This is a genomic window from Comamonas denitrificans, assembly GCF_042654745.1.
Taxonomy (GTDB): Bacteria; Pseudomonadota; Gammaproteobacteria; order Burkholderiales; family Burkholderiaceae_C; genus Comamonas; species Comamonas denitrificans.
In genome coordinates this window covers 1-18,618 of the sequence record NZ_JBHSEY010000044.1, presented here as the reverse complement: position 1 = coordinate 18,618, position 18,618 = coordinate 1, and the positions used below count along the sequence as shown (strand labels likewise).

The window sequence follows — 18,618 nt, the reverse complement described above, 5'->3', positions numbered from 1 at the left end:
GGGTTACAGGCTGTAGTCGCTGGGTTGGCCTTGCATGGCGCGAATGATCAGGTCGCGGCTTAAGCGGTCGCTCAAGGTTTCGGCAAATTTATAGACAAAGTTGCGCAGGTAGGCCCCGCGCTTGAAGGCCACGCGGGCCACGCTTTGGCCAAACAAATGGCCCAGCGGGCGGGCGACCAAATCAACGCCGGGGTCTTCGCGCATGGCCATTTCGGCCACGATGCCCACGCCCAGGCCCAGGCGCACGTAGGTTTTGATCACGTCGGAGTCGATCGCCTCCAGCACCACGCGCGGATGCAGCTGGCGGACGGCAAAGGCAGCGTCAATTTTGTTGCGGCCGGTGAATGAGGGGTGGTAGGTGATGAGCGGCTCAATGGCCAAATCGTCCAGGCCGATGCGCTCCTTGGTGGCCAGCGGGTGGCTGGGCGGCACCACCAGCACGTGCTCCCACTCGTAGCAGGGCAGGGTGACCAGGTCGGGGTAGTCGGCCAAGGATTCGGTGGCCATGCCGATTTCGGCTTGCTCGTCCAGCACCATGCGGGCCACTTCGTGTGGGGTGGCTTGGTGCAGGCTGATGTGGACTTTGGGGTAGCTGCTGCGCAGCTTGGCCACCGCATGCGGCAGCACGTAACGCGCCTGGGTGTGGGTGGTGGCAATGCTCAGGGTGCCGCTGTCTTGGGCGCTGAATTGCTCGCCAATGCGCTTGAGGTTGCCCACCTCGCGCATGATGATGGCCACGCTTTGCAGCACATGCTCACCGGGCTCGGTCACGCGCTTTAAGCGCTTGCCGTGGCGGGCGAAGATGTCCACGCCCAGTTCTTCTTCCAGCTCGATGATGGCCTTAGAGACACCGGGCTGCGAGGTGTGCAGGGCCTTGGCCGCCTCCGTTAAATTCAGGTTGCGGCGCACGGCCTCTTGCACAAAGCGAAATTGATGGAGGTTCATAAGGTACGCAAACAATAAAACTGCGCGTCATTATGATCTATTTGCATATAGGATTGACTGCGCTGTTGTTTTATCGTCTAAGTACCAGCCACCCAAAGGCCGCCAGGGACAGCACCGAATACGTCAGCCCCGGAGCCGCAGCGCTCCACAGCGGCGACCAGTTTTGCAAACTGCCGGCGTAGCCAAAGACGTTGTTCAGCAGAAAAAAGCTGATCCCCGCCATCACGCCGCCAAACACATAGCCGGCAATCCCGCCCGAGCGAAAGTGCAAATAGGCAAAGGGCAGGGCCAGCACCACCATCACCAGGCAGCTCAAGGGGTAGAACACCTTGCGCCAAAAGGCCATTTCGTACTTTTGCGCCGATTGATCGTTGGCTTTTAGGTGCTGGGCAAAGCGCCACAGCTCCAGCATGGGCATGTGGTCGGGCTTGTGCGCTGCGGCCAGGGCCATGTCGCCGGTAATGTTGGTGTAAAAGCTAAAGTTTGGGAGCTGCTCGCGCTTTACTTGCGCCATTTCTCCAGCACTATCGTATGAAAACTGGCTGTACTGCACCGCGTTCAGCTCCCAAATTCCGGTTTCGGCATGCACCTGCCCATCGCTGGCGTGCAGCTGCTCGTGCAGGCGGCCGGCCGCATCAAACGTAAAAATCCGCACCGGGCCCAAGCGGCCATTGGCATCAATGGCGCGAATATTCACCGCCAGCATGTGCCCATCGGCGCTGCGCTCTTTGAGCCAAGCGCCCGTGCTGCCGGTCGATTTGCTGCTGCCTAAATACTTGGCCTGCGCTTGCAAGGCCAAACGCTGGGCCGCTGGCGCAACGTAGTCGCCCAAAAACCCGGTAAACAGCACAAAGCCCAGCCCCAGCAACACCATCGTGCCCAGCGCACGCCATGGCCCCAGGCCGCTGGTGCGCATGATGGTGAACTCAGAGCTTTGGGCGAACCGGGCCATGACAAAAATTGTGCCAATCAGCACCGTGATGGGCAGCAACTCGTACAGGTGATTGGGAATTTCAAACGTCACCGCCATCAGCGCATAACCCAGGGTGTAGCCCGGGGCCCGGCCTACGCTGCGCATTTCATCGAGCAGGTCAAAAAAGAAAAACAGCGCCAAAAACCCCAGTGAGACAAACGTGACGGCGCTGATGACTTCTTTGTAAATCAAACGGCGAAAAATCTTCATGCGGCTTCTCCGGTTTTGCCTGCCGTGCCACGGCCCAGCCAGGCCCCCAGGAGTTGGCCCAGGGTGGTTTGTTGGTGGCGCATCAGCAGCCCGCCCACCCCCAGCAGCAAAACGCTGCCATGCAGCACGATTAAAAACGCCCACATATTCACCCGGCCCGCAGCCACCCAGCTTTGCCCGGCATTGACCAAGTTGTAATAAACCACAAAGGCCAGCAGGGCCAGCATCAAACTGCTGCTTTTGCCCACTCGGGGATTGACGCGCGTAATGGCCAGCGCCAAGAAAATCAAACTCAGGCCCAGCAAAGGCTGGCTCAGCCGCCAGGCCAGCTCACCGCGGTGTTGCGCCTCTGCTGCGCTGAACAGGGCCATGGTGGGCAGGGCGCGCACGCTCATTGCGGTCTGCGTGGTGCTTTCTGCCTTGAGCAGCACCTGGTAACGCGCAAATTGGGTGGATTTGGTGGTTTGGGTGCTGGGCTGGGTTTCAACGCGCTGGCCATTTTCTAAGATGGCATAGCGCAGGCCATCGTGCACCGCTAAATGGGCCGATTGGGCCGAAGTCACAATCTCTTGATCCGGGCGGTTTTCTACAATGAAGACGTTGCTGGCCGATTCAGCGCTGAGTTTTTCTTTGTCAATAAAAAAGACCCGGCTGCCATCGGCCGATTCTTGGAATTCACCGGGGGCAATGCGGTCCAGGTCACTGCGCTGCTCAAACTGGGTGCGCAATTGCAAAACCTGGTTATTGCTCCACGGCCAGGCAAATACCGACAGCCCCAGCACGGCCAGCAAAATGGGCCAAGAAAAGCGCAAAAACGGCCGCAGCAGCGCCAGCAACCCTTGGCCGCTGCTCATCCAAATGGCCATTTCGCTGTCGCGGTACATGCGCGAGAGGGTGGAAACCATGGCCACGAACAAACTGAGCGTCAAAATCGTGGCCAGATACCCCAGCACAGTAAAGCCCATAATCAGCAGCACATCTGCGGGGCTGATAACGCCCTTGGCCGCTTGGCCCAGCATGCGGATCAACATCATGGTCATCACCACAGTAATCAGCACCAACAGCGTGGCACCAAAGCTGCGCGAGAGCTCTTTGCGTATGGATGAATCGAATAACATTGGCAAAAAAGGAAAACCCCGATTATGAACTTTGAACTCAAAGCTTTAAGCCTTAGCGCGGCCGCAGCGCTCAAATGTGATTTGCTGATCGTGCCCATCAGCAGCCAAAGTGGCGATTTTTCCGCACAACAAGAGGTTTTGCCGCAATGGCTGGCCGCCGCCATCGCCCATAAGGATGCCTCCACCGAAGCGGGCAGCCAGCTGCAGGCCTACCAAGTCGCGGGCATCAAAGCCCGCCGCGTGCTGGTGCTGGGCACCGGGCAAGGCAGCGCCAAAGAGCTGCGCAGCGCCTTGCTGGGGGCAGCCAGCGCGCTCAAAGCGCCAGCAGTAGAGCACGCTGCGCTGTGTTTAAGCGCTTTAGATGCGCCTGACGTGGCCATTGCCGTGCAAGCCCTGCACGAAGCGCTCTACCACTACCAGCACACCAAGCCCTCGGCCAAAGTCCCCGCCATCAAAAAACTGACCCTGGGCGTGCCCAACAAACGCGCTGCTGAGGCCGCTTTCACCTTGGGCCAAGCCATTGCTGCCGGGCAAACCACCGCCAAAGAATGGGGCAATCGCCCCGCCAACCACGCCACCCCCAGCCACTTGGCCGAGGTGGCCCAGGCGCTGGGCAAGGCCGAGAATATGCGCTGCAAAATTCACGGCCCCAAAGAAGTGGCCAAGCTGGGCATGCATGCCTTTATGGCCGTAGCCCAAGGCTCCAAAGAGCCCTTGCAATTGATCGAACTGCACTACCAAGGGGCCGCCAAAACCGAGGCCCCCGTGGTGCTGGTCGGCAAGGGTATCACCTTTGATACCGGCGGTATCAGCATCAAACCGGCCGCAGCCATGGACGAAATGAAATTCGACATGTGCGGCGCGGCCAGCGTGCTGGGGGTGTTTACCGCCTTGGCGCAGTTGCAGCCGGCCATCAACGTGGTCGGCTTGATCCCCGCCTGCGAAAACATGCCCGATGGCGCAGCCGTCAAACCCGGTGACGTGGTCACCAGCATGAGCGGGCAGACCATTGAAATCCTGAACACCGATGCCGAAGGCCGCTTGGTGCTGTGCGACACCTTGACCTATGCCCAGCGCTTCAAACCCGCCGCCTTGATCGACATTGCCACACTGACTGGCGCGTGCGTGATTGCCCTGGGCGGCATCCGCAGCGGCATGTACGCCACCGACGATGCCCTGGCCCAGCAATTGCAAACAGCGGGTGAACAAACCCTGGATCTGTGCTGGCGCATGCCGCTGGATGAGGATTACGGCGAGGGGCTGAAAAGCAATTTTGCCGACGTGGGCAACGTCGCAGGCCGCGCTGGTGGGTCGATCACCGCCGCCAAGTTCTTGCAGCGCTTTGTCGGTGATGCACCGTGGGCGCATTTGGACATTGCCGGCACGGCCTGGAAAGAAGGCGCGGCCAAAGGCGCTACGGGCCGCCCAGTGGCCTTGTTGCTGCACTATTTGCTTCAGCGCGCAGCATGAGCCACTACCCGCAAAAGCAGCCCCCCCGCTTTGTGCCAACCCTGACCCAGGCGGTGGAGCCTATCCTTGAGCCTGTGCCTGAGCCCGTGGGGCAGCAGCGTGGGCCAGAACCACTGGCCGCCCCACCGATCGAGGCGGCAGTGGACACACCGGTGGCGCAGCCCACGGCGGGGCCACCAAAAAAACTACTGCAAGAGCAACTGGAGGAGCGCATCAATGCCTTGGTTGCCAGCCACCTGCGCCAGCTGGAGGTGGAAATCCGTGCCGAAATCAAAAACACCTTGCAAGCGCAGCGCCATCGCTTCTTTGAGCGTTCCGACCCTGAGTAACAGCCACTGATTTTTTATAGCTTTTACCGCAGGTGTTTATTGATTTTCAGGGTTAAAAACACCTGAATTTGAATAAAAACGTGCGGCAATAGCTACTGAATTGGCTTTTTATCGCTTTTTTTAGAGCACTTCACCGATCAGATCGTGCCCTTGCGCGGCGGTGATGCGCACCTTGAGCATGTCGCCCACCTTGTACTGCTGGCTGGCCTTGGCAATGGGTTGCAGGTGGACCAGGCCATCAATTTCGGGCGCATCGGCCCAGCTGCGGGCGATGCCGCCTTTTTTGCCCAGGCTGTGCGCTTTATCGACCAGCACCTGCATCGTCTGGCCCACGCGCTGCTGCAGGCGCTGGATGGAGACTTCCTCGGCCACGGCCATGAAGCGCGCGCGGCGCTCTTCGCGCACGGACTGGGGCAGTTGGCCGGGCAGGTCGTTGGCGGTGGCACCGCTGACATCGCTATAAGCAAAGCAGCCGGCGCGGTCAATTTGTGCTTCGCGCACAAAATCGAGCAGGTGCTGAAATTCTTCTTCGGTCTCGCCCGGAAAACCGGCGATGAAGGTGGAGCGGATCACCAGCTCGGGGCAGATTTCGCGCCAGCGCTGGATGCGTTCGAGGTTTTTCTCGCCGCTGGCCGGGCGCTTCATGCGCTTGAGCACATCGGGGTGGCTGTGCTGCAGCGGCACATCCAGGTAGGGCAGCACCAGCCCCTGGGCCATCAGCGGCAGGATGTCGTCCACGCTGGGGTAGGGGTAAACGTAGTGCAGGCGCACCCAGGCACCGTGTTGTTGTGCCAGCTTGCCCAGCTCTTGCACCAGCTCCAGCAGGCGCGTTTTGACCGGGCGGCCTTCCCAAAAACCCATGCGGTATTTGATGTCCACTCCATAGGCCGAAGTGTCTTGGCTGACGATGAGCAGCTCTTTCACCCCGCCAGCGAACAGCGCTTGCGCTTCTTTGAGCACATCGCCAATCGGGCGCGAAACCAAGTCGCCGCGCATGCTGGGGATGATGCAAAACGTGCAGCGGTGGTTGCAGCCCTCCGAGATTTTCAAATAGGCGTAATGGCGTGGGGTGAGCTTGATGCCCGCCTCGCCCACCGCACCGGGCAGGCTGGGCACCAGGTCGATGAAGGGATCGTGTGGTTTGGGCAAGTACGCATGCACGGCATCCATCACTTCTTGCGTGGCATGTGGGCCGGTCACGGCCAGTACGCGGGGGTGGATGCCGGCCACCATATTGCTTCCGCCATCGTCTTTGCGGGCCCCCAGGCAGCCGGTGACGATGACTTTGCCGTTTTCAGCCAGGGCTTCGCCAATGGTGTCCAGGCTTTCTTTGACGGCATCGTCGATAAAGCCGCAGGTGTTCACAATGACCAAATCGGCACCGGCAAAGCTTTTGGCGGTCTGGTAGCCCTCGGCACTGAGCTGGGTGATGATGAGTTCAGAGTCGGTCAGATTTTTGGGGCAGCCCAGACTCACCATCCCAATTTTCGGAATGGCGGGTTGGGTATTATTTTCACAATCCATTGATTTCATTTAATTTTCTTTTGCGGTAACGCCTTTATTCGTAAGGCGGGCATTCTATTTCAAACGCTTTGCATACAAGGGCGACACTGGCTATAACCGCTTGCCCCGAATGCACTGGCGCACACCTGGCGCACACCTGGCGCTAGACTTTTTTCTACAAATATGCAAAAACTGCTTGCGCACCAGGCCTAAGCCCCCTACATTAGCCCAGCTGCAGCGTTTTTTTGCTTACTCGTGCTGCAAGCAGGTTCGATCTGGGCAGCGGTACCCCAAAACCGCACACCTCTACTGCATACCACTTCAATGTGGGCTCTTCGGTGGTCTGACTTTTCCCAAGGCAAGCTTCACTTGAGCAACCTTTACGCGGTTGCCTCTGCCCATGCTTTGTCGCACAGCGTGACAGCATGAACCCGGGCTACATCGGCCCGAGCACTATTGTTTTTAATGCCATTTGCCAGTACCCATCCGTTCGCTGTCGGCGATTTTCGGATCACACCGCTTAGCCGCTCGCACGGCAGCGACCAACACACCGCATTGCTTTCCATCCAGCGAGGTCAAGGCCGCCAACAACTTGACCGTGTTTACACCTTCAAGCCCGAGTTCAAGACGCAAGACAGCGCCTTGATGTACGCCGCCGCACAAGGCCGCCACTGGTTGCTTGACCCCACCTCGCTGCCCTAAACCGTAACTTCAAGGAGGCTCTATGGCCAAGGAAGAACTTATTGAAATGCAAGGCAAGGTAGATGAAATGCTGCCTGATACCCGTTATCGGGTGACCTTGGACAACGGCCACACATTGATTGCCTACACCGGCGGCAAGATGCGCAAGCACCGAATCCGCATTCTGGCCGGCGACAACGTCACGCTGGAGATGTCGCCGTACGACCTGACCAAAGGGCGGATCACTTTCCGCCATATCGAAAATCGCCAGCCCCGCGCTGCGCGAGCGCCTGCTTTCAAACGCAAGCACTAATACTAATTTCTCGCACACCTGTGTTTTCACCTGCGCCCCTAACGTTGTTGGGCGCTTTTTTTGAAAGGCTCCAAAATGAGCAACAAACTTTATGTCGGTAACTTGTCCTACTCGGTCCGTGACGACGATCTGCAAGAGCAGTTTTCCCACTTTGGCCAAGTCCAATCCGCCAAAGTCATGATGGAGCGCGACACCGGCCGCTCCAAAGGCTTTGGTTTTGTCGAGATGTCCAGTGGCGCAGAAGCCGAGGCAGCGATCCAGGCCATGCACGGCAAGAACATGGGTGGCCGTGACCTGACCGTGAACATCGCCCGCCCGATGGAAGCGCGCGCCCCCCGCAGCGGTGGCTACGGCGGTGGCTACAGTGATTCGCGTCGCAGCAGCTATTAATTGGTTGTTGGTCAGCCATTGACCACATTGACCATCAAAAAAAGCCAGCGCAAGCTGGCTTTTTTATTGTGTGCGCAGGCAAGCCATCACGTGCCACTGGCAGCGGGCAAGCGCATGGTTAGCGCTTGAGGCCAAACATGCCCATCATTTGCTCGGTTTGTTGGCGCATTTGCTCCTGCATTTTTTGTATTTGTTCAGCGTAACCGGCCGGCAGCATGGCCTGGGGCATCTGCATCATCTTGGCCCAAGCATCGGTGTTGCCGGTTTGCTCGGCCAGCTTGGTTTGAAAGTCGGTGAACATTTGCAGGTTTTTTTCAATGTAGCTGCCCATGTGCCCCTGCATGGCGTGGCCGTAGAAGCGGATGATGTTGGCCAGCGCCGCTTCGCTGAACATGGGGATGCCGGCGGCTTCTTCTTCCAAGATGATTTGCAGCAGGATGGAGCGGGTGAGGTCTTCACCTGTTTTGGCATCTTTGACCAGCACATTTTCGCGCTGTAAAACCAGCTGCTTGACTTCGCCCAGGGTGATGTAGGCCGAGGTACTGGTGTCGTACAGACGGCGATTGGGGTATTTTTTAATCACGCGCTCGGTGGCGGCGTTGGGGGGCGTTGTAGTCATGGGCACACGGGGAGGTAAAAAACTGTTTCACAGAAGTATCTCATGCAGAGAAACCCTGCTCATTGGGGCTTTAAGCGCGTCGGCCTCGCTTACAGTGCGGGCAAAGCGCCAGTGGGTGCGAGGATACGCAAAATTTAGAAGGTAGAGGCTGTGATGAAAACAAACCGCATCCAATTTTTTTGTGCGCTGGTGCTGCTGAGCGTGGCTTCGGCCAGCTGGGGGCAAAGCCGGGTGTACCGCTGTGGCAATGAGTACACGAACAATGCAGCCCAAGCGAAAAAAGAAAATTGTCGTTTGGTCGAGGGCGGCTCGCTGACGATTGTGCATACGGGTGGGGGCAGCAGTGGTGGTGGCACCGCCCCACGTGCGGCGGCATCCAGCAGTGGCCCCGCAACCCCGGTGAACCGAGGGCCAGAAGCGGCGCAGGTCAGCAGCACTCAGCAGCAGGTGCGCGATAACGATGCCCGAGCGATTTTGCAGTCTGAGCTGGGCCGGGCCCAAGCGCGCTTGGCTGAGTTGAAAGCCCAATTCAATGGTGGCCAGCCCACTGCGGCCGAGCTGGAGGCAAGCCAGCCCGAGGTGTACCAAGCCCGCATTGATGACCTGAAAGCCAAAATCGCCCGCCAAGAAAGCGATGTGCAAGGCATTGAGCGCGAGCTGGCGCGGTTGAAGTAGGCCAGCAAGAACAGGGTTCTACTATTGTTTTTGAAGCTATTTGCGTTTGTTATGTATATTTTTTATCCGTTTTTCCATGGGAAATGGCTTTATATAAGCGCTAACAGCTATTAAATTTATAACAATGGTTCTAGCGGTAGATATTCCAACAGGCGCAATCCCCAGCGCTTGAACCAGCCGGTGTTGGGCTCGGTTGAGTGCGTGGTGCCACTGCCAAAGGGGGGGGCTTCCCACTGCAGGTGGCCTTCGGGGTCGAGACTCAAGCGGTAAGAGCGCCAGGGGATGTCCTGCTCAAAGATATTGCTGATTTGTGCGGCCAGGGCGGGGCTTTCAATCACCAGCCCCATCTCGGTATTGAGCAACATAGAGCGCGGATCAAAATTAAACGAGCCGACAAAGGCGCGTTGCCCATCAATGGCAAAGGTTTTGGCATGCAAGCTGGTGCCGCTGCTGGCCAGTAGCCAACGGCGTTTGATGCGTTCATGCAGCTGGCGCGGCAGCTCAATGGGGGCCTGGCGCTGCAGCTCGTACAGCTGCACACCCATGCGCAACAGGGGGGCGCGGTAGCGCGCGTAGCCCACGTGTACTAGGCTGACATCGGTGGCCTCCAGTGCATTGGTCAGCACACGAATGCGGATGCCCTGGGCACGCAGCTGGGCCAGCGCATCCAGCCCGGCCTGGGTGGGCACAAAATAAGGCGAGACCATATCCAGCGCAATGCTGGGCTGGCCAATGGCGCGGGCCAGTTGTGCGCCGATCAGGCCCTGCTGGCGGGCCTGGCCCAGCACCTTGGCCGGGTCGTCGCTGACCAGGTGGGCCGGGGCCCAGAGGATGGCTTGGTCGTTGGCTTGTAAATGCTCGGGCAGCCGACTGTTGGCCTTGGCGGCCTGGTAGCGCTGCCCTTCGGTGCTGGCGTGCGCTGTGGCAATGCGCTGGCGCAACGTGGGCCAATCCAAAGCGTAGGGGTGGGTGACGATGCGCTCGATGGGGTAGGCCGAAGGGCTGGCCCAGTAGCGGTCAAAGTCGTGCGAAATATCGCGCACCACCGGGCCCCAGGCCAGCACATCCAAGTCGGCAAACAATACCCCTTGGGGATTGCCAAAGTACTCGTTGCCAATATTGCGCCCGCCCACAATGCTGGCCTGGTTGTCGGCGGTGAGCGATTTGTTGTGCATGCGCCGGTTGGTGCGCTGAAAGTCAAACACATAGCCCAGCACTTTGGGCCAGCGCAGCACAAAGGGGTTGAACAGGCGCACCTCAATCTGGGGGTGGGTGTTCAAGGTGTGCAGCAGGCTGTCCATGCCGGCGGTGCCGCCATCGTCAAGCAACAAGCGCACACGCACGCCCCGATCAGCCGCGGCGAGCAAATCGCCCAGCAGCATCAGCCCGCTGGTATCGGCCCGCCAGATGTAGTACTGCACATCCAGGCTGTGTGTGGCCTGCTGGATCAGAAAATGGCGGGCCGCAAAAGCCTCTTGTGGACTGTCCAGGGGCACGATGGCGGTGATGCCCTCTGGCGCTTGGGCCAATTGGCGCAAGTGGCGGGCTGTCTGGCCCAGCGGTGTGTTGGCAGTGGCGGCGATGGCTTGGCTGTGGCTGCGCCCCTCTAAAGAGGGCAGGGCGCAGCCGCCAAGGGCCAAAGCCAGCAGGGCGATGCAGGCGGCGGAGCAAAACCGTAAAAACATGCGCGATGGTATGCGCAGTCGCGGCCCGGTGCGGTGCAAGTTAGGCGGTGTTAGAACGTGTTCATGATCTCGAATGAAGGTGTGGGGGATGCGGTTCGGGATGGGTTGCGAGGCGCAAACCACAGCAATAGCTTGGCTATTGCGAGGATTTGCAACGACGCAGACCGCCCGAAGCCGCGCCCGCACACCCATGAGGAGATCGTGAACACGTTCTTAGCGCACAAACTGGATAAAGCCCTGAATCATGAAGGCGTTGATGATGTCAATAAAGAAGGCACCCACCAGCGGCACAATCAAAAACGCTTTGTGCGACGGCCCGTACTGGTTGGTAATGGCCTGCATATTGGCCACCGCGGTGGGCGTAGCCCCCATGCCAAAGCCGCAATGGCCAGCGGCCAGCACGGCAGCATCGTAGTTTTTGCCCATGAGGCGGAAGGTCACAAAACCGGCGTACAAGCCCATCATGACGGTTTGCACCGCCAAAATGACCATCAACGGCGCGGCCAGATCGGTCAGCTCCCACAGCTTCAAGGACAGCAAGGCCATGGCCAGGTAAATCGACAGGCCAGCATTGCCAAACACGTCAATGGCGCGGTCAAAAACCTGGACATTGAAGACATAGTCCAACACGTTGCGAATCACCACCCCCGTGCCCAAGGCCCAGACAAAAGTGGGCAGCTGAATGGCTGTGCCTTTGGTCAGGTGGGTCATGAACTCGGCAAAGGCCAGGCAACCGGCAAACAAGGCCAGGGTTTCAATGGCGGCATCGGCCGTAATCAGGCGCGGTGCATTCGAGGGAAACTCGAAATTCGTGCGCTCGCCGCCTTCCGGTACGGTGGGGGCGGTGGGGGCCAGTTGCTCGGCATCGGGGCGGGCTTGGGCCAGCTGGTGGCGGGTAATCAGGCGCTTGGCCAGCGGGCCGCCGAGCAAGCCACCAATGACCAAACCAAAGGTAGCGCAGGCGATCCCCAACGTGGTGGCGCCGGTCAGGCCATATTGGCCTTCCAGCACCGATCCCCAGGCCCCGGCAGTGCCGTGGCCACCGACCAGGGTAATAGAGCCGGCCATCAAACCGATCAGCGGGTCCAGTCCCAGCAGGCTGGCCAGCCCAATGCCCACAGTGTTTTGCACCACGATAAATACGGCAATGATGGCCAGGAACACCACCAGCCCCATTCCGCCTTCACGCAGCTTGGCGAAGTTGGCACTCAGGCCAATCGACGAGAAAAAAATCAGCATAAAAGCCGTTTGCAAGCTGCTTTCAAAGGCCAGCGTCAGGCCAATCGCTTCGTGCAGGGTGTAAATCACCGTGGCGACCACCAGGCCGCCAGCCACGGGCTCTGGGATATTGAAGTTGCGCAAAAAGCGTATGCGCTGCACCAAAAACTTGCCCAGTAGGAGCACGAGTACGGCCAGGATCAGCGTGTAGTAGGCACTGAAGGTGATGTGCATAGGAGAGATAACCCTTCTTCGTCGGAGGAGCAGAGGGGAACTCTGCCAGTGTTCAAAGGAAAAAATCCCCGTTCGCACGCTGCATGGCAGGCACTTTACGGGGACATGGCACGATTTTCTCTGATTGAAAAATTAGAGGTGCAACCAAGGTTTTATTTAATTTGCTACCAGGTGAACCCTTTATTTATTTTCTTCAAGGGCGTGGGACTGCCTGCGGCCATAGCGGCCCGCCAAAATGCCCGAGACCATGATTTGCATGGGGTGAAACAGCATCACCGGCAAGATCATGGGCCCCACGACCGCCGCTGAAAACAGCACGTTGGCCATAGGAATGCCGCTGACCAGGCTTTTTTGGGCACCGCAAAACAAAATGGTTGCCTCATCGGCTTGGCTAAAGCCCAGGCGGCGGCTAATCCAAAGGCACCAGGCCATGCTGATCGCCAGCAGCACAGCGCACACGCCCAGCAGCGTCGCCATGGCCGCAAGGGGCATTTGTTGCCACAGGCCGCCTACGACGGCGCTGCTAAAGGCCGCATAAACCACCAACAGGATGGAGCCTTGGTCAATGATGCGGATTTTTTGCCCTGCTTTTTGCAACAACTTGCCCGTCCAGGGGCGCAGCAGGTGGCCCAGGGCAAAGGGCAGCAGCAGCTGCACGGCAATGCGGCTGACGGCTTGCAGTGGGTCGCCGGTATGGCCGCTGTGGGCCAGCAAAGCGCCCACCAGCAAAGGCGTGAACACAATGCCCAGCAAGGTTGAGGCCGATGCGCTGCAGACCGCAGCAGGGATATTGCCCCGGGCAATGCTGGTCAGCGCAATGGCCGATTGCACCGTAGCGGGCAAGGCGCACAAAAACAGCATGCCTTGCACCAAAGGCGGTGGCAGCAACAGGGCCCACAGCGGTTGGGCCAGCCAGCCTACCAGGGGAAACACCATGAACGTGGTGGCCGTAACCACCAGATGCAGGCGCCAGTGGCCAATACCGGCCCAGATGGCTTGGCGCGAGAGTTTGCTGCCATGCAAAAAAAAGAGCAAAACAATCACCCAGGTAGTTGCTTTGTTCAAAATTTCTGCAAATATCCCAGTGGCTGGTGCGAGACTAGCTATCGTTACCGTAGAAAGCAGGAGCAGGGTGAAGGTGTCAGGTTTGAAACGCACAAAAATCCTTGAAAACCAGGCGGATTGGAAAAATAGCTTAACTTTTTACCGCAGCTGCCGATAGCGCAAGTATTCGCTGTCTGCAATGCAAAGCTTGGAAAGGGCTCCAGAATGAATAACACAACTTTTACCGAAGCGGCCCAGGCCGGGGCTACGCCTCGCCACCGCATGTTTCAAATGCCGGTGTTCAAACCTGGGGTTCGGGTGCTGCAAGGTGGCCGCGAAGAAACCGTCAGTCACGTGGTGCTGCGCCGCAAAGAGATGATGGTCTATCTGGTGGGGCAAGATGAGCCCATTCGGCCCGATCGTCTGCAGCTTGAACCACAGTGGTTTACAACCGAGCGCCGTCCTGAGGCGCTTAATTGGTATTTGTGATTTTAATGACCGGCTAATGACCGGCGTACTGCACAAGGCCATGCAATGCATGCTGGGCCTTGGCGCATGCTGGGCGCACGCACGCATCTTCAGCGCATGCAGTGGGCGAATTGGCTTGTGAATTTCGCCACCTTCGGGGCAATCACCCAGGTGCAATAGCCCGCCTGGGGGTGCTGGGCAAAATAATCGTGGTGTTCCTCTTCTGCCGGGTAAAAAGCGGTGAGAGGGGCTACTTCGGTCACCACTGGCGCGGGGAAGCTGCGATCTTGGTTCAATTGCGCCACATAGCCTTGTGCCACCGCGAGCTGTTCTGCGGTGGTGGTGTAAATCCCGCTGCGGTACTGCGTGCCCACGTCATTGCCTTGGCGATTGAGCGTGGTTGGATCGTGGGTGGCAAAGAAAATGGCGAGCAAATCCACCAGCGCCAACTCCTGCGGCGCATACACCACTTCAACCGCTTCGGCATAGCCCGTGGTGCCGGTGCAGACCGCGGCGTACGTCGGCGGGGTTGCTATATCAGTGCCATTGGCATAGCCGCTGCGCACGTGCTGAACACCGCGCACGCGGCGAAAGATGGCTTCTGTACACCAAAAACAACCACCGGCCAGGTAAATGCTTGCGGTTGGTTGCTGGGGGCTGGACTGGTGGGGCATGGTGTGAGGCCTTGATAGTGTTAGGTGGCCGATTTAATGCTCTTGGGCATTGTCAATCGCGCGAACAATGGCCGCCCCAGTGGTTTGCACGCCAGGGGCGCTAAAGCCGGGGCCGGGAGTGACGCTGGGGTGCTCGAGTAAGAATTTACGGATTTGCCGGGCCTCTTCCCAAGCATTTTGGCGCTCTTGTTGGGTGGGGGTGGGTTCGGCCGAGTTGTCTGTGGTCAGTGCATTGACCCGGGTATTGCGCTCATAGATGGCATAAGCGGCTTGCTGTTTTTTCAGCTGCTGCGCCGCCTCTTGCTGCTGACGCTGTACCACAAAGCCCCAAATGATGAGCAAGGCAACGCCCAATCCTGCAAGGGTTAAAACCCAGATCGTAGTTGGCGAGACCGATTCGTGTTGAGACATGAAAACGAGTAAAGCGTATTAAAAAGCTACCATTGTGGGCAGTTGCATAAATCCTTGCCCCAGGGCTTAGTTTTAAAAAATGCATGCCTCTTGGAGAGCGCACAATTCAGAACAGTGGCCCCGTGCGCTGCACAGCAGGGAGAAAAATTGTGAGCATTGCGCTCATTTTTAAAAAAATTGAGTGCTTGGAAAAAATGACAGAAAAAATCGTGCATAATTTGATTTTTCGTAGGGGAGTCGCCAAGTTGGTTAAGGCACCGGATTTTGATTCCGGCATGCGAGGGTTCGAGTCCTTCCTCCCCTGCCAAGTTTGATAAAAGCCGTGGTTGCGCAAGCAAGCACGGCTTTTTCTTTGCCCGTGCTCGCTATCATCGCCTGCCATGACGCTCGCTTTTATTGCCCCTGAACCTTCTTCACCGCCCCGTTTCTGGGCGGTCATTCCCTGTGCTGGCGTGGGTGCTCGCGCGATGGCTGCGGGGGCGTTGGAGCCAAGCTTGCCCAAGCAATACCAGCCGCTGTTGGGGCAGCCCCTGGTGCTGCATACCTTGGCGGCCTTTGCCGCTGTACCGCAGTTGGCGGGCACGCTGGTTGCGGTGGCCTCTGGCGATGATTTTTTGGCCGCTTACCCTTCCTCGCGCTATTTCACGGTGCCCTGCGGCGGCCCGAGTCGGGCGCAAACGGTGTTGGGTGCTTTGCGCGCGTTGTTGCAGCGTGGGGCACAGGCCGACGATTGGGTGCTGGTGCACGATGCGGCGCGGTGCTTGGTCACTTCACTGCAAATTGAAACCTTGATTGCCGAGTGCCAGCACGACAGTGTGGGCGGCTTGCTGGCACACAAAATCCCCGATACCTTAAAAACGGCGGTCACCGGCCCGGGTGGTGTGCGCGTGGTGGGAACGCTGGAGCGCAGCGATAAATGGTTGGCACAAACGCCGCAGATGTTCCGCCTCGAGCCTTTGCTGCACGCGCTAGAAAAGTTGGGCGATGCGGCCACCGACGAAGCCAGCGCCATGGAGGCCGCAGGCCACCGCCCCAAGCTGGTGGCGGGCGGCGCGCAAAACTTTAAAGTGACTTACCCAGAAGACTTTGCCCTGGCCAGCGCCGTGCTGGCCTACCGCGAGGGCAGCAGCACCACGGCACGGTTTGGTGAGTTGGCCCCTGCCAAGCCCGAGCGGGGCAATCGGTTTTTTTGATATTTGTTATTAGATCGTGAACACGTTCTTACAGCAAGCGGGCGATCAGTGCGCCCTCTAGCGGCCCCGTCAGCGGCACGCGCACGCGCACCGGGTTGCCAGGGGCGACCTGTACCGGTTCGCCTTCCAGGTTGAACATCTGCTCGAGCTTAACGGTGCGGTTGCCGCTGGGGTGGATGATTTCGATCATGTCACCCACGGCAAAGCGGTTCATGGTTTCGATTTCGGCCATGCCGTCAGCGTGGCCGCGCACTTGGCCGACAAAGTGGCTGCGCTGCAGCACGCTGGTGCCGGTTTCGTAGTTCTGGTAGTCGTTGGCCGGGCGGCGCTCGAGCAGGCCGCCGGTGTAGCCCCGGTTGGCCAGGCCTTCCAACTCGGTAATCAAATGCGGGTTGAAGGGGCGGCCGGCTACGGCATCGTCAATGGCGCGGCGGTACACCTGGGCGGTGCGGGCGACGTAGTACAGGCTCTTGGTGCGGCCCTCGATCTTGAGGGAATCCACCCCGATTTTCACCAGCCGCTCCACGTGCTCCACCGCGCGCAAGTCCTTGCTGTTCATGATGTAGGTGCCGTGCTCGTCTTCCATGATGGGCATGAGCTCGCCGGGGCGGCCTTTTTCTTCGAGCAGGTAGATTTGGTCGGCCAGCGGGTGGCGCTGCATGTGGGTGCTGGAAAACTGGCTATCGGCATCTTCGCGCGATTTGCTAAAGCTAAAGCCTTGCTCCATCGGTGTGGCCAGGGCTTCGCCGGTGTTGGGATCGACGGCCGCGTCGTGCGTCTTGTACTCCCAGCGGCAAGCGTTGGTGCAGGTGCCCTGGTTGGGGTCGCGGTGGTTGAAGTAGCCCGACAGCAGGCAGCGGCCCGAGTAAGCGATGCACAAAGCGCCGTGGACGAAGACTTCAAGCTCCATGTCGGGGCATTCTTGGCGGATTTTTTCAATCTCGTCCAGCGACAGCTCGCGCGACAAGATGATGCGCGAGACACCCATCTTCTGCCAAAACTTCACTGTCGCCCAGTTGGTGGTGTTGGCCTGCACCGAGAGGTGAATTTCCTGCGCGGGCCACTTTTCCTTGACCATCATGATCAGGCCGGGGTCGGCCATGATGAGGGCATCGGGGCGGCAGGCAATCACGGGCTCAATGTCGCGCAGGTAGGTGCGCACTTTGTCGTTGTGCGCAATCAGGTTGCTGGTGACGAAGAATTTTTTGCCGCGCTGGTGGGCTTCTTGGATGCCTTGGGCGATTTGCTCCAGGCGAAAGTCGTTGTTGCGGGCACGCAGCGAGTAGCGTGGTTGGCCGGCGTAGATGGCATCGGCACCAAAGTCATAAGCGGCACGCATCTTGTCGAGCGAGCCGGCGGGCAGGAGCAGTTCAGGGGCTTTCATGGTGGGCGCGATTGTCGGGCAAAGTGGTTTTCCGCACGGGATGGGCTGTTTTGGCGGGGTAATATCCGCGCCTGTCTGGTTTAAAGGCCATGTTTTTTCAATAAGAAGGGGATTTTTGCCGTGCAATGCACCCAATGCCATGCTGACTTTCATGACGGCGCCAAGTTTTGCCCCGACTGCGGCCACCCTGCTGCCGCAGCCGTTGCGCCGGTGCTCGCTCCACCATTGGCTTGCGCGGCTTGCCAAGCGCCTTTGAAGCCCGAGGCCAAGTTTTGCAACCATTGCGGCGCTGCCGTTGCGCGTGCCCCCATGGCGGCCCAGCCTGTGGCGGTGCCGCCAGCGCCCCCTGTGCCTGAGTCTGCTCTTATTAAAGAAGCTGTTTCCGCTGATAAACAATCAAAAGATGACGGAAACCGTTCCATTCCACCTGTATTTCCTGTGGAACCAGCTACCAATATGGGGAACAATGTGGGGCTTTGGATTGGTGGGGCCATTGCTTTTTTTGCGGCCATTGGTGGGGCGGTGTACTTGGTCATGGACAACAGCCCCTCGCCCCTGAAGAACAAGGTGGGGCCGATGGAGGTGCCTGCCGTATCGGCCCCGGTTATGAATGCACCCACGGAACCTGTCGCGCCTGCGCTGGTGACAGACAGTGCCCCGCTCAATACCCCGCTGGCGGTGGCCCCCCAGCCTGTGATGGTGCCCGATGTGCCGCTGCCGCCGTCGCCCGAAGCGCCCGCGCAAGCTGAGCCCAAGCCGGTCAAGCGCCCGGTGGAGCAGCCCAAGCCGGTGGTGCGCCCCGTAACCCGCGAGGCCCCGGCCCCGGAAGTGGCCCCGGCGCCAACACCCGCGCCGGCCCCGGTGGCGGAGGTTAAATCCTGCGGGCAGGCCAGCTTATTGATGCGCCCGGTGTGTGTGCTAGAAGGCCCGGCTACGTTCTGGAGATGTACGCCCGATGGCAAGCGCTGGAACAATGATTTGCCAGGCTGCCACCGCAACGACAACTAAAGCATTACCAAATGCGCGAAAAGCCTCGGCGTTCAGGCCGAGGATGGATAGCGCTGGCCGCGTAAGCGGCCAT

20 protein-coding genes, 1 tRNA gene and 1 pseudogene are annotated in these 18,618 nt (G+C 59.1%); 11 read left to right on the top strand and 11 right to left on the bottom strand.

All coding sequences use genetic code 11. The features are described from left to right. Nucleotides 1-3 precede the first annotated feature (3 nt). From ACFO24_RS08800 to lptF, 3 genes are all read right to left on the bottom strand, one after another. A complete protein-coding gene (locus ACFO24_RS08800) occupies nt 4-945 on the bottom strand; it encodes a CysB family HTH-type transcriptional regulator (RefSeq protein ID WP_377737994.1) in 942 nt (313 codons plus the stop codon). Nucleotides 946-1,015: 70 nt separating this feature from the next. Next, entirely contained in the window at nt 1,016-2,128 is a 1,113-nt protein-coding gene (gene lptG / locus ACFO24_RS08795) for an LPS export ABC transporter permease LptG (RefSeq protein WP_377737993.1), read from the bottom strand. Further along, complete coding sequence (gene lptF / locus ACFO24_RS08790) at nt 2,125-3,246, bottom strand: LPS export ABC transporter permease LptF (protein WP_377737992.1); 1,122 nt, start codon at nt 3,244-3,246, stop codon at nt 2,125-2,127. The genes lptG and lptF overlap by 4 nt, the downstream gene beginning before the upstream one ends. Before the next feature lie 24 nt (nt 3,247-3,270). On the opposite strand from lptF, the gene ACFO24_RS08785 reads away from it, so the two are divergent. Then, nucleotides 3,271-4,716, top strand: coding sequence for a leucyl aminopeptidase (locus tag ACFO24_RS08785; RefSeq protein WP_377737990.1), 1,446 nt, complete (start codon nt 3,271-3,273; stop codon nt 4,714-4,716). Beyond that, the gene (locus ACFO24_RS08780; protein WP_377737989.1) at nt 4,713-5,045 is read left to right on the top strand and encodes a hypothetical protein; all 333 of its coding nucleotides are present in this window, start codon (nt 4,713-4,715) and stop codon (nt 5,043-5,045) included. Before ACFO24_RS08785 ends, ACFO24_RS08780 begins: the two co-directional genes overlap by 4 nt. A 120-nt stretch (nt 5,046-5,165) precedes the next feature. Here ACFO24_RS08780 and rimO read toward each other — a convergent pair whose 3' ends face one another. After that, entirely contained in the window at nt 5,166-6,578 is a 1,413-nt protein-coding gene (rimO, locus tag ACFO24_RS08775) for a 30S ribosomal protein S12 methylthiotransferase RimO (protein ID WP_207574451.1), read from the bottom strand. A 525-nt stretch (nt 6,579-7,103) separates the two neighbouring features. Here rimO and ACFO24_RS08770 point away from each other — a divergent pair. From ACFO24_RS08770 to ACFO24_RS08760, 3 genes are all read left to right on the top strand, one after another. After that, entirely contained in the window at nt 7,104-7,250 is a 147-nt protein-coding gene (locus ACFO24_RS08770) for a hypothetical protein (RefSeq protein ID WP_377737988.1), read from the top strand. A gap of 22 nt (nt 7,251-7,272) precedes the next feature. Next, nucleotides 7,273-7,542: a translation initiation factor IF-1 gene (gene infA, locus ACFO24_RS08765; protein WP_207574449.1), complete on the top strand. Its 270-nt coding sequence runs from the start codon at nt 7,273-7,275 to the stop codon at nt 7,540-7,542. A gap of 75 nt (nt 7,543-7,617) precedes the next feature. Continuing rightward, nucleotides 7,618-7,932, top strand: coding sequence for an RNA recognition motif domain-containing protein (locus ACFO24_RS08760; protein WP_207574448.1), 315 nt, complete (start codon nt 7,618-7,620; stop codon nt 7,930-7,932). Nucleotides 7,933-8,050: 118 nt separating this feature from the next. On the opposite strand, the gene phaR is transcribed toward ACFO24_RS08760, so the two are convergent. Then, nucleotides 8,051-8,551 (bottom strand): polyhydroxyalkanoate synthesis repressor PhaR, encoded by a 501-nt coding sequence (phaR, locus tag ACFO24_RS08755; RefSeq protein WP_377737987.1) that lies wholly within the window; start codon nt 8,549-8,551, stop codon nt 8,051-8,053. Between the two features lie 153 nt (nt 8,552-8,704). Here phaR and ACFO24_RS08750 point away from each other — a divergent pair, with 153 nt between their 5' ends. Next, on the top strand, nt 8,705-9,226 hold the full coding sequence (locus tag ACFO24_RS08750; RefSeq protein WP_377737986.1) for a hypothetical protein: 522 nt from the start codon (nt 8,705-8,707) through the stop codon (nt 9,224-9,226). Nucleotides 9,227-9,342: 116 nt separating this feature from the next. On the opposite strand, the gene ACFO24_RS08745 is transcribed toward ACFO24_RS08750, so the two are convergent. The 3 genes from ACFO24_RS08745 to ACFO24_RS08735 form a co-directional block, all read right to left on the bottom strand. Continuing rightward, nucleotides 9,343-10,911: a phospholipase D family protein gene (locus tag ACFO24_RS08745; protein ID WP_377737985.1), complete on the bottom strand. Its 1,569-nt coding sequence runs from the start codon at nt 10,909-10,911 to the stop codon at nt 9,343-9,345. A gap of 213 nt (nt 10,912-11,124) precedes the next feature. Continuing rightward, nucleotides 11,125-12,363 carry a sodium/glutamate symporter gene (gene gltS, locus ACFO24_RS08740; protein ID WP_377737983.1) on the bottom strand — a complete coding sequence of 413 codons (1,239 nt, stop codon included), beginning with the start codon at nt 12,361-12,363 and terminating at the stop codon, nt 11,125-11,127. 180 nt (nt 12,364-12,543) lie between these two features. Next, nucleotides 12,544-13,527, bottom strand: a complete 984-nt coding sequence (locus ACFO24_RS08735) for a bile acid:sodium symporter family protein (protein WP_377738041.1) — start codon at nt 13,525-13,527, stop codon at nt 12,544-12,546. A gap of 105 nt (nt 13,528-13,632) precedes the next feature. Here ACFO24_RS08735 and ACFO24_RS08730 point away from each other — a divergent pair, with 105 nt between their 5' ends. Continuing rightward, on the top strand, nt 13,633-13,896 hold the full coding sequence (locus tag ACFO24_RS08730) for a hypothetical protein (RefSeq protein WP_377737982.1): 264 nt from the start codon (nt 13,633-13,635) through the stop codon (nt 13,894-13,896). An 89-nt stretch (nt 13,897-13,985) separates the two neighbouring features. On the opposite strand, the gene msrA is transcribed toward ACFO24_RS08730, so the two are convergent. Next, nucleotides 13,986-14,549, bottom strand: coding sequence for a peptide-methionine (S)-S-oxide reductase MsrA (msrA, locus tag ACFO24_RS08725; protein ID WP_377737981.1), 564 nt, complete (start codon nt 14,547-14,549; stop codon nt 13,986-13,988). Nucleotides 14,550-14,582: 33 nt separating this feature from the next. Continuing rightward, nucleotides 14,583-14,960 carry a hypothetical protein gene (locus ACFO24_RS08720; protein ID WP_377737980.1) on the bottom strand — a complete coding sequence of 126 codons (378 nt, stop codon included), beginning with the start codon at nt 14,958-14,960 and terminating at the stop codon, nt 14,583-14,585. Between the two features lie 230 nt (nt 14,961-15,190). On the opposite strand from ACFO24_RS08720, the gene ACFO24_RS08715 reads away from it, so the two are divergent. After that, nucleotides 15,191-15,267: transfer RNA gene (locus ACFO24_RS08715), tRNA-Gln, on the top strand. A gap of 73 nt (nt 15,268-15,340) precedes the next feature. After that, entirely contained in the window at nt 15,341-16,153 is an 813-nt protein-coding gene (locus tag ACFO24_RS08710; RefSeq protein ID WP_377737978.1) for an IspD/TarI family cytidylyltransferase, read from the top strand. A gap of 28 nt (nt 16,154-16,181) precedes the next feature. On the opposite strand, the gene trhP is transcribed toward ACFO24_RS08710, so the two are convergent. Beyond that, nucleotides 16,182-17,537 carry a prephenate-dependent tRNA uridine(34) hydroxylase TrhP gene (gene trhP, locus ACFO24_RS08705; protein WP_377737977.1) on the bottom strand — a complete coding sequence of 452 codons (1,356 nt, stop codon included), beginning with the start codon at nt 17,535-17,537 and terminating at the stop codon, nt 16,182-16,184. A gap of 120 nt (nt 17,538-17,657) precedes the next feature. Here trhP and ACFO24_RS08700 point away from each other — a divergent pair. Together ACFO24_RS08700 and ACFO24_RS08695 are read left to right on the top strand one after the other, a co-directional pair. Next, nucleotides 17,658-17,765 (top strand): annotated as a pseudogene (locus ACFO24_RS08700) (hypothetical protein); the annotation flags it as partial. Between the two features lie 240 nt (nt 17,766-18,005). After that, nucleotides 18,006-18,545, top strand: coding sequence for a hypothetical protein (locus tag ACFO24_RS08695; protein WP_377738044.1), 540 nt, complete (start codon nt 18,006-18,008; stop codon nt 18,543-18,545). Nucleotides 18,546-18,618 lie beyond the last annotated feature (73 nt).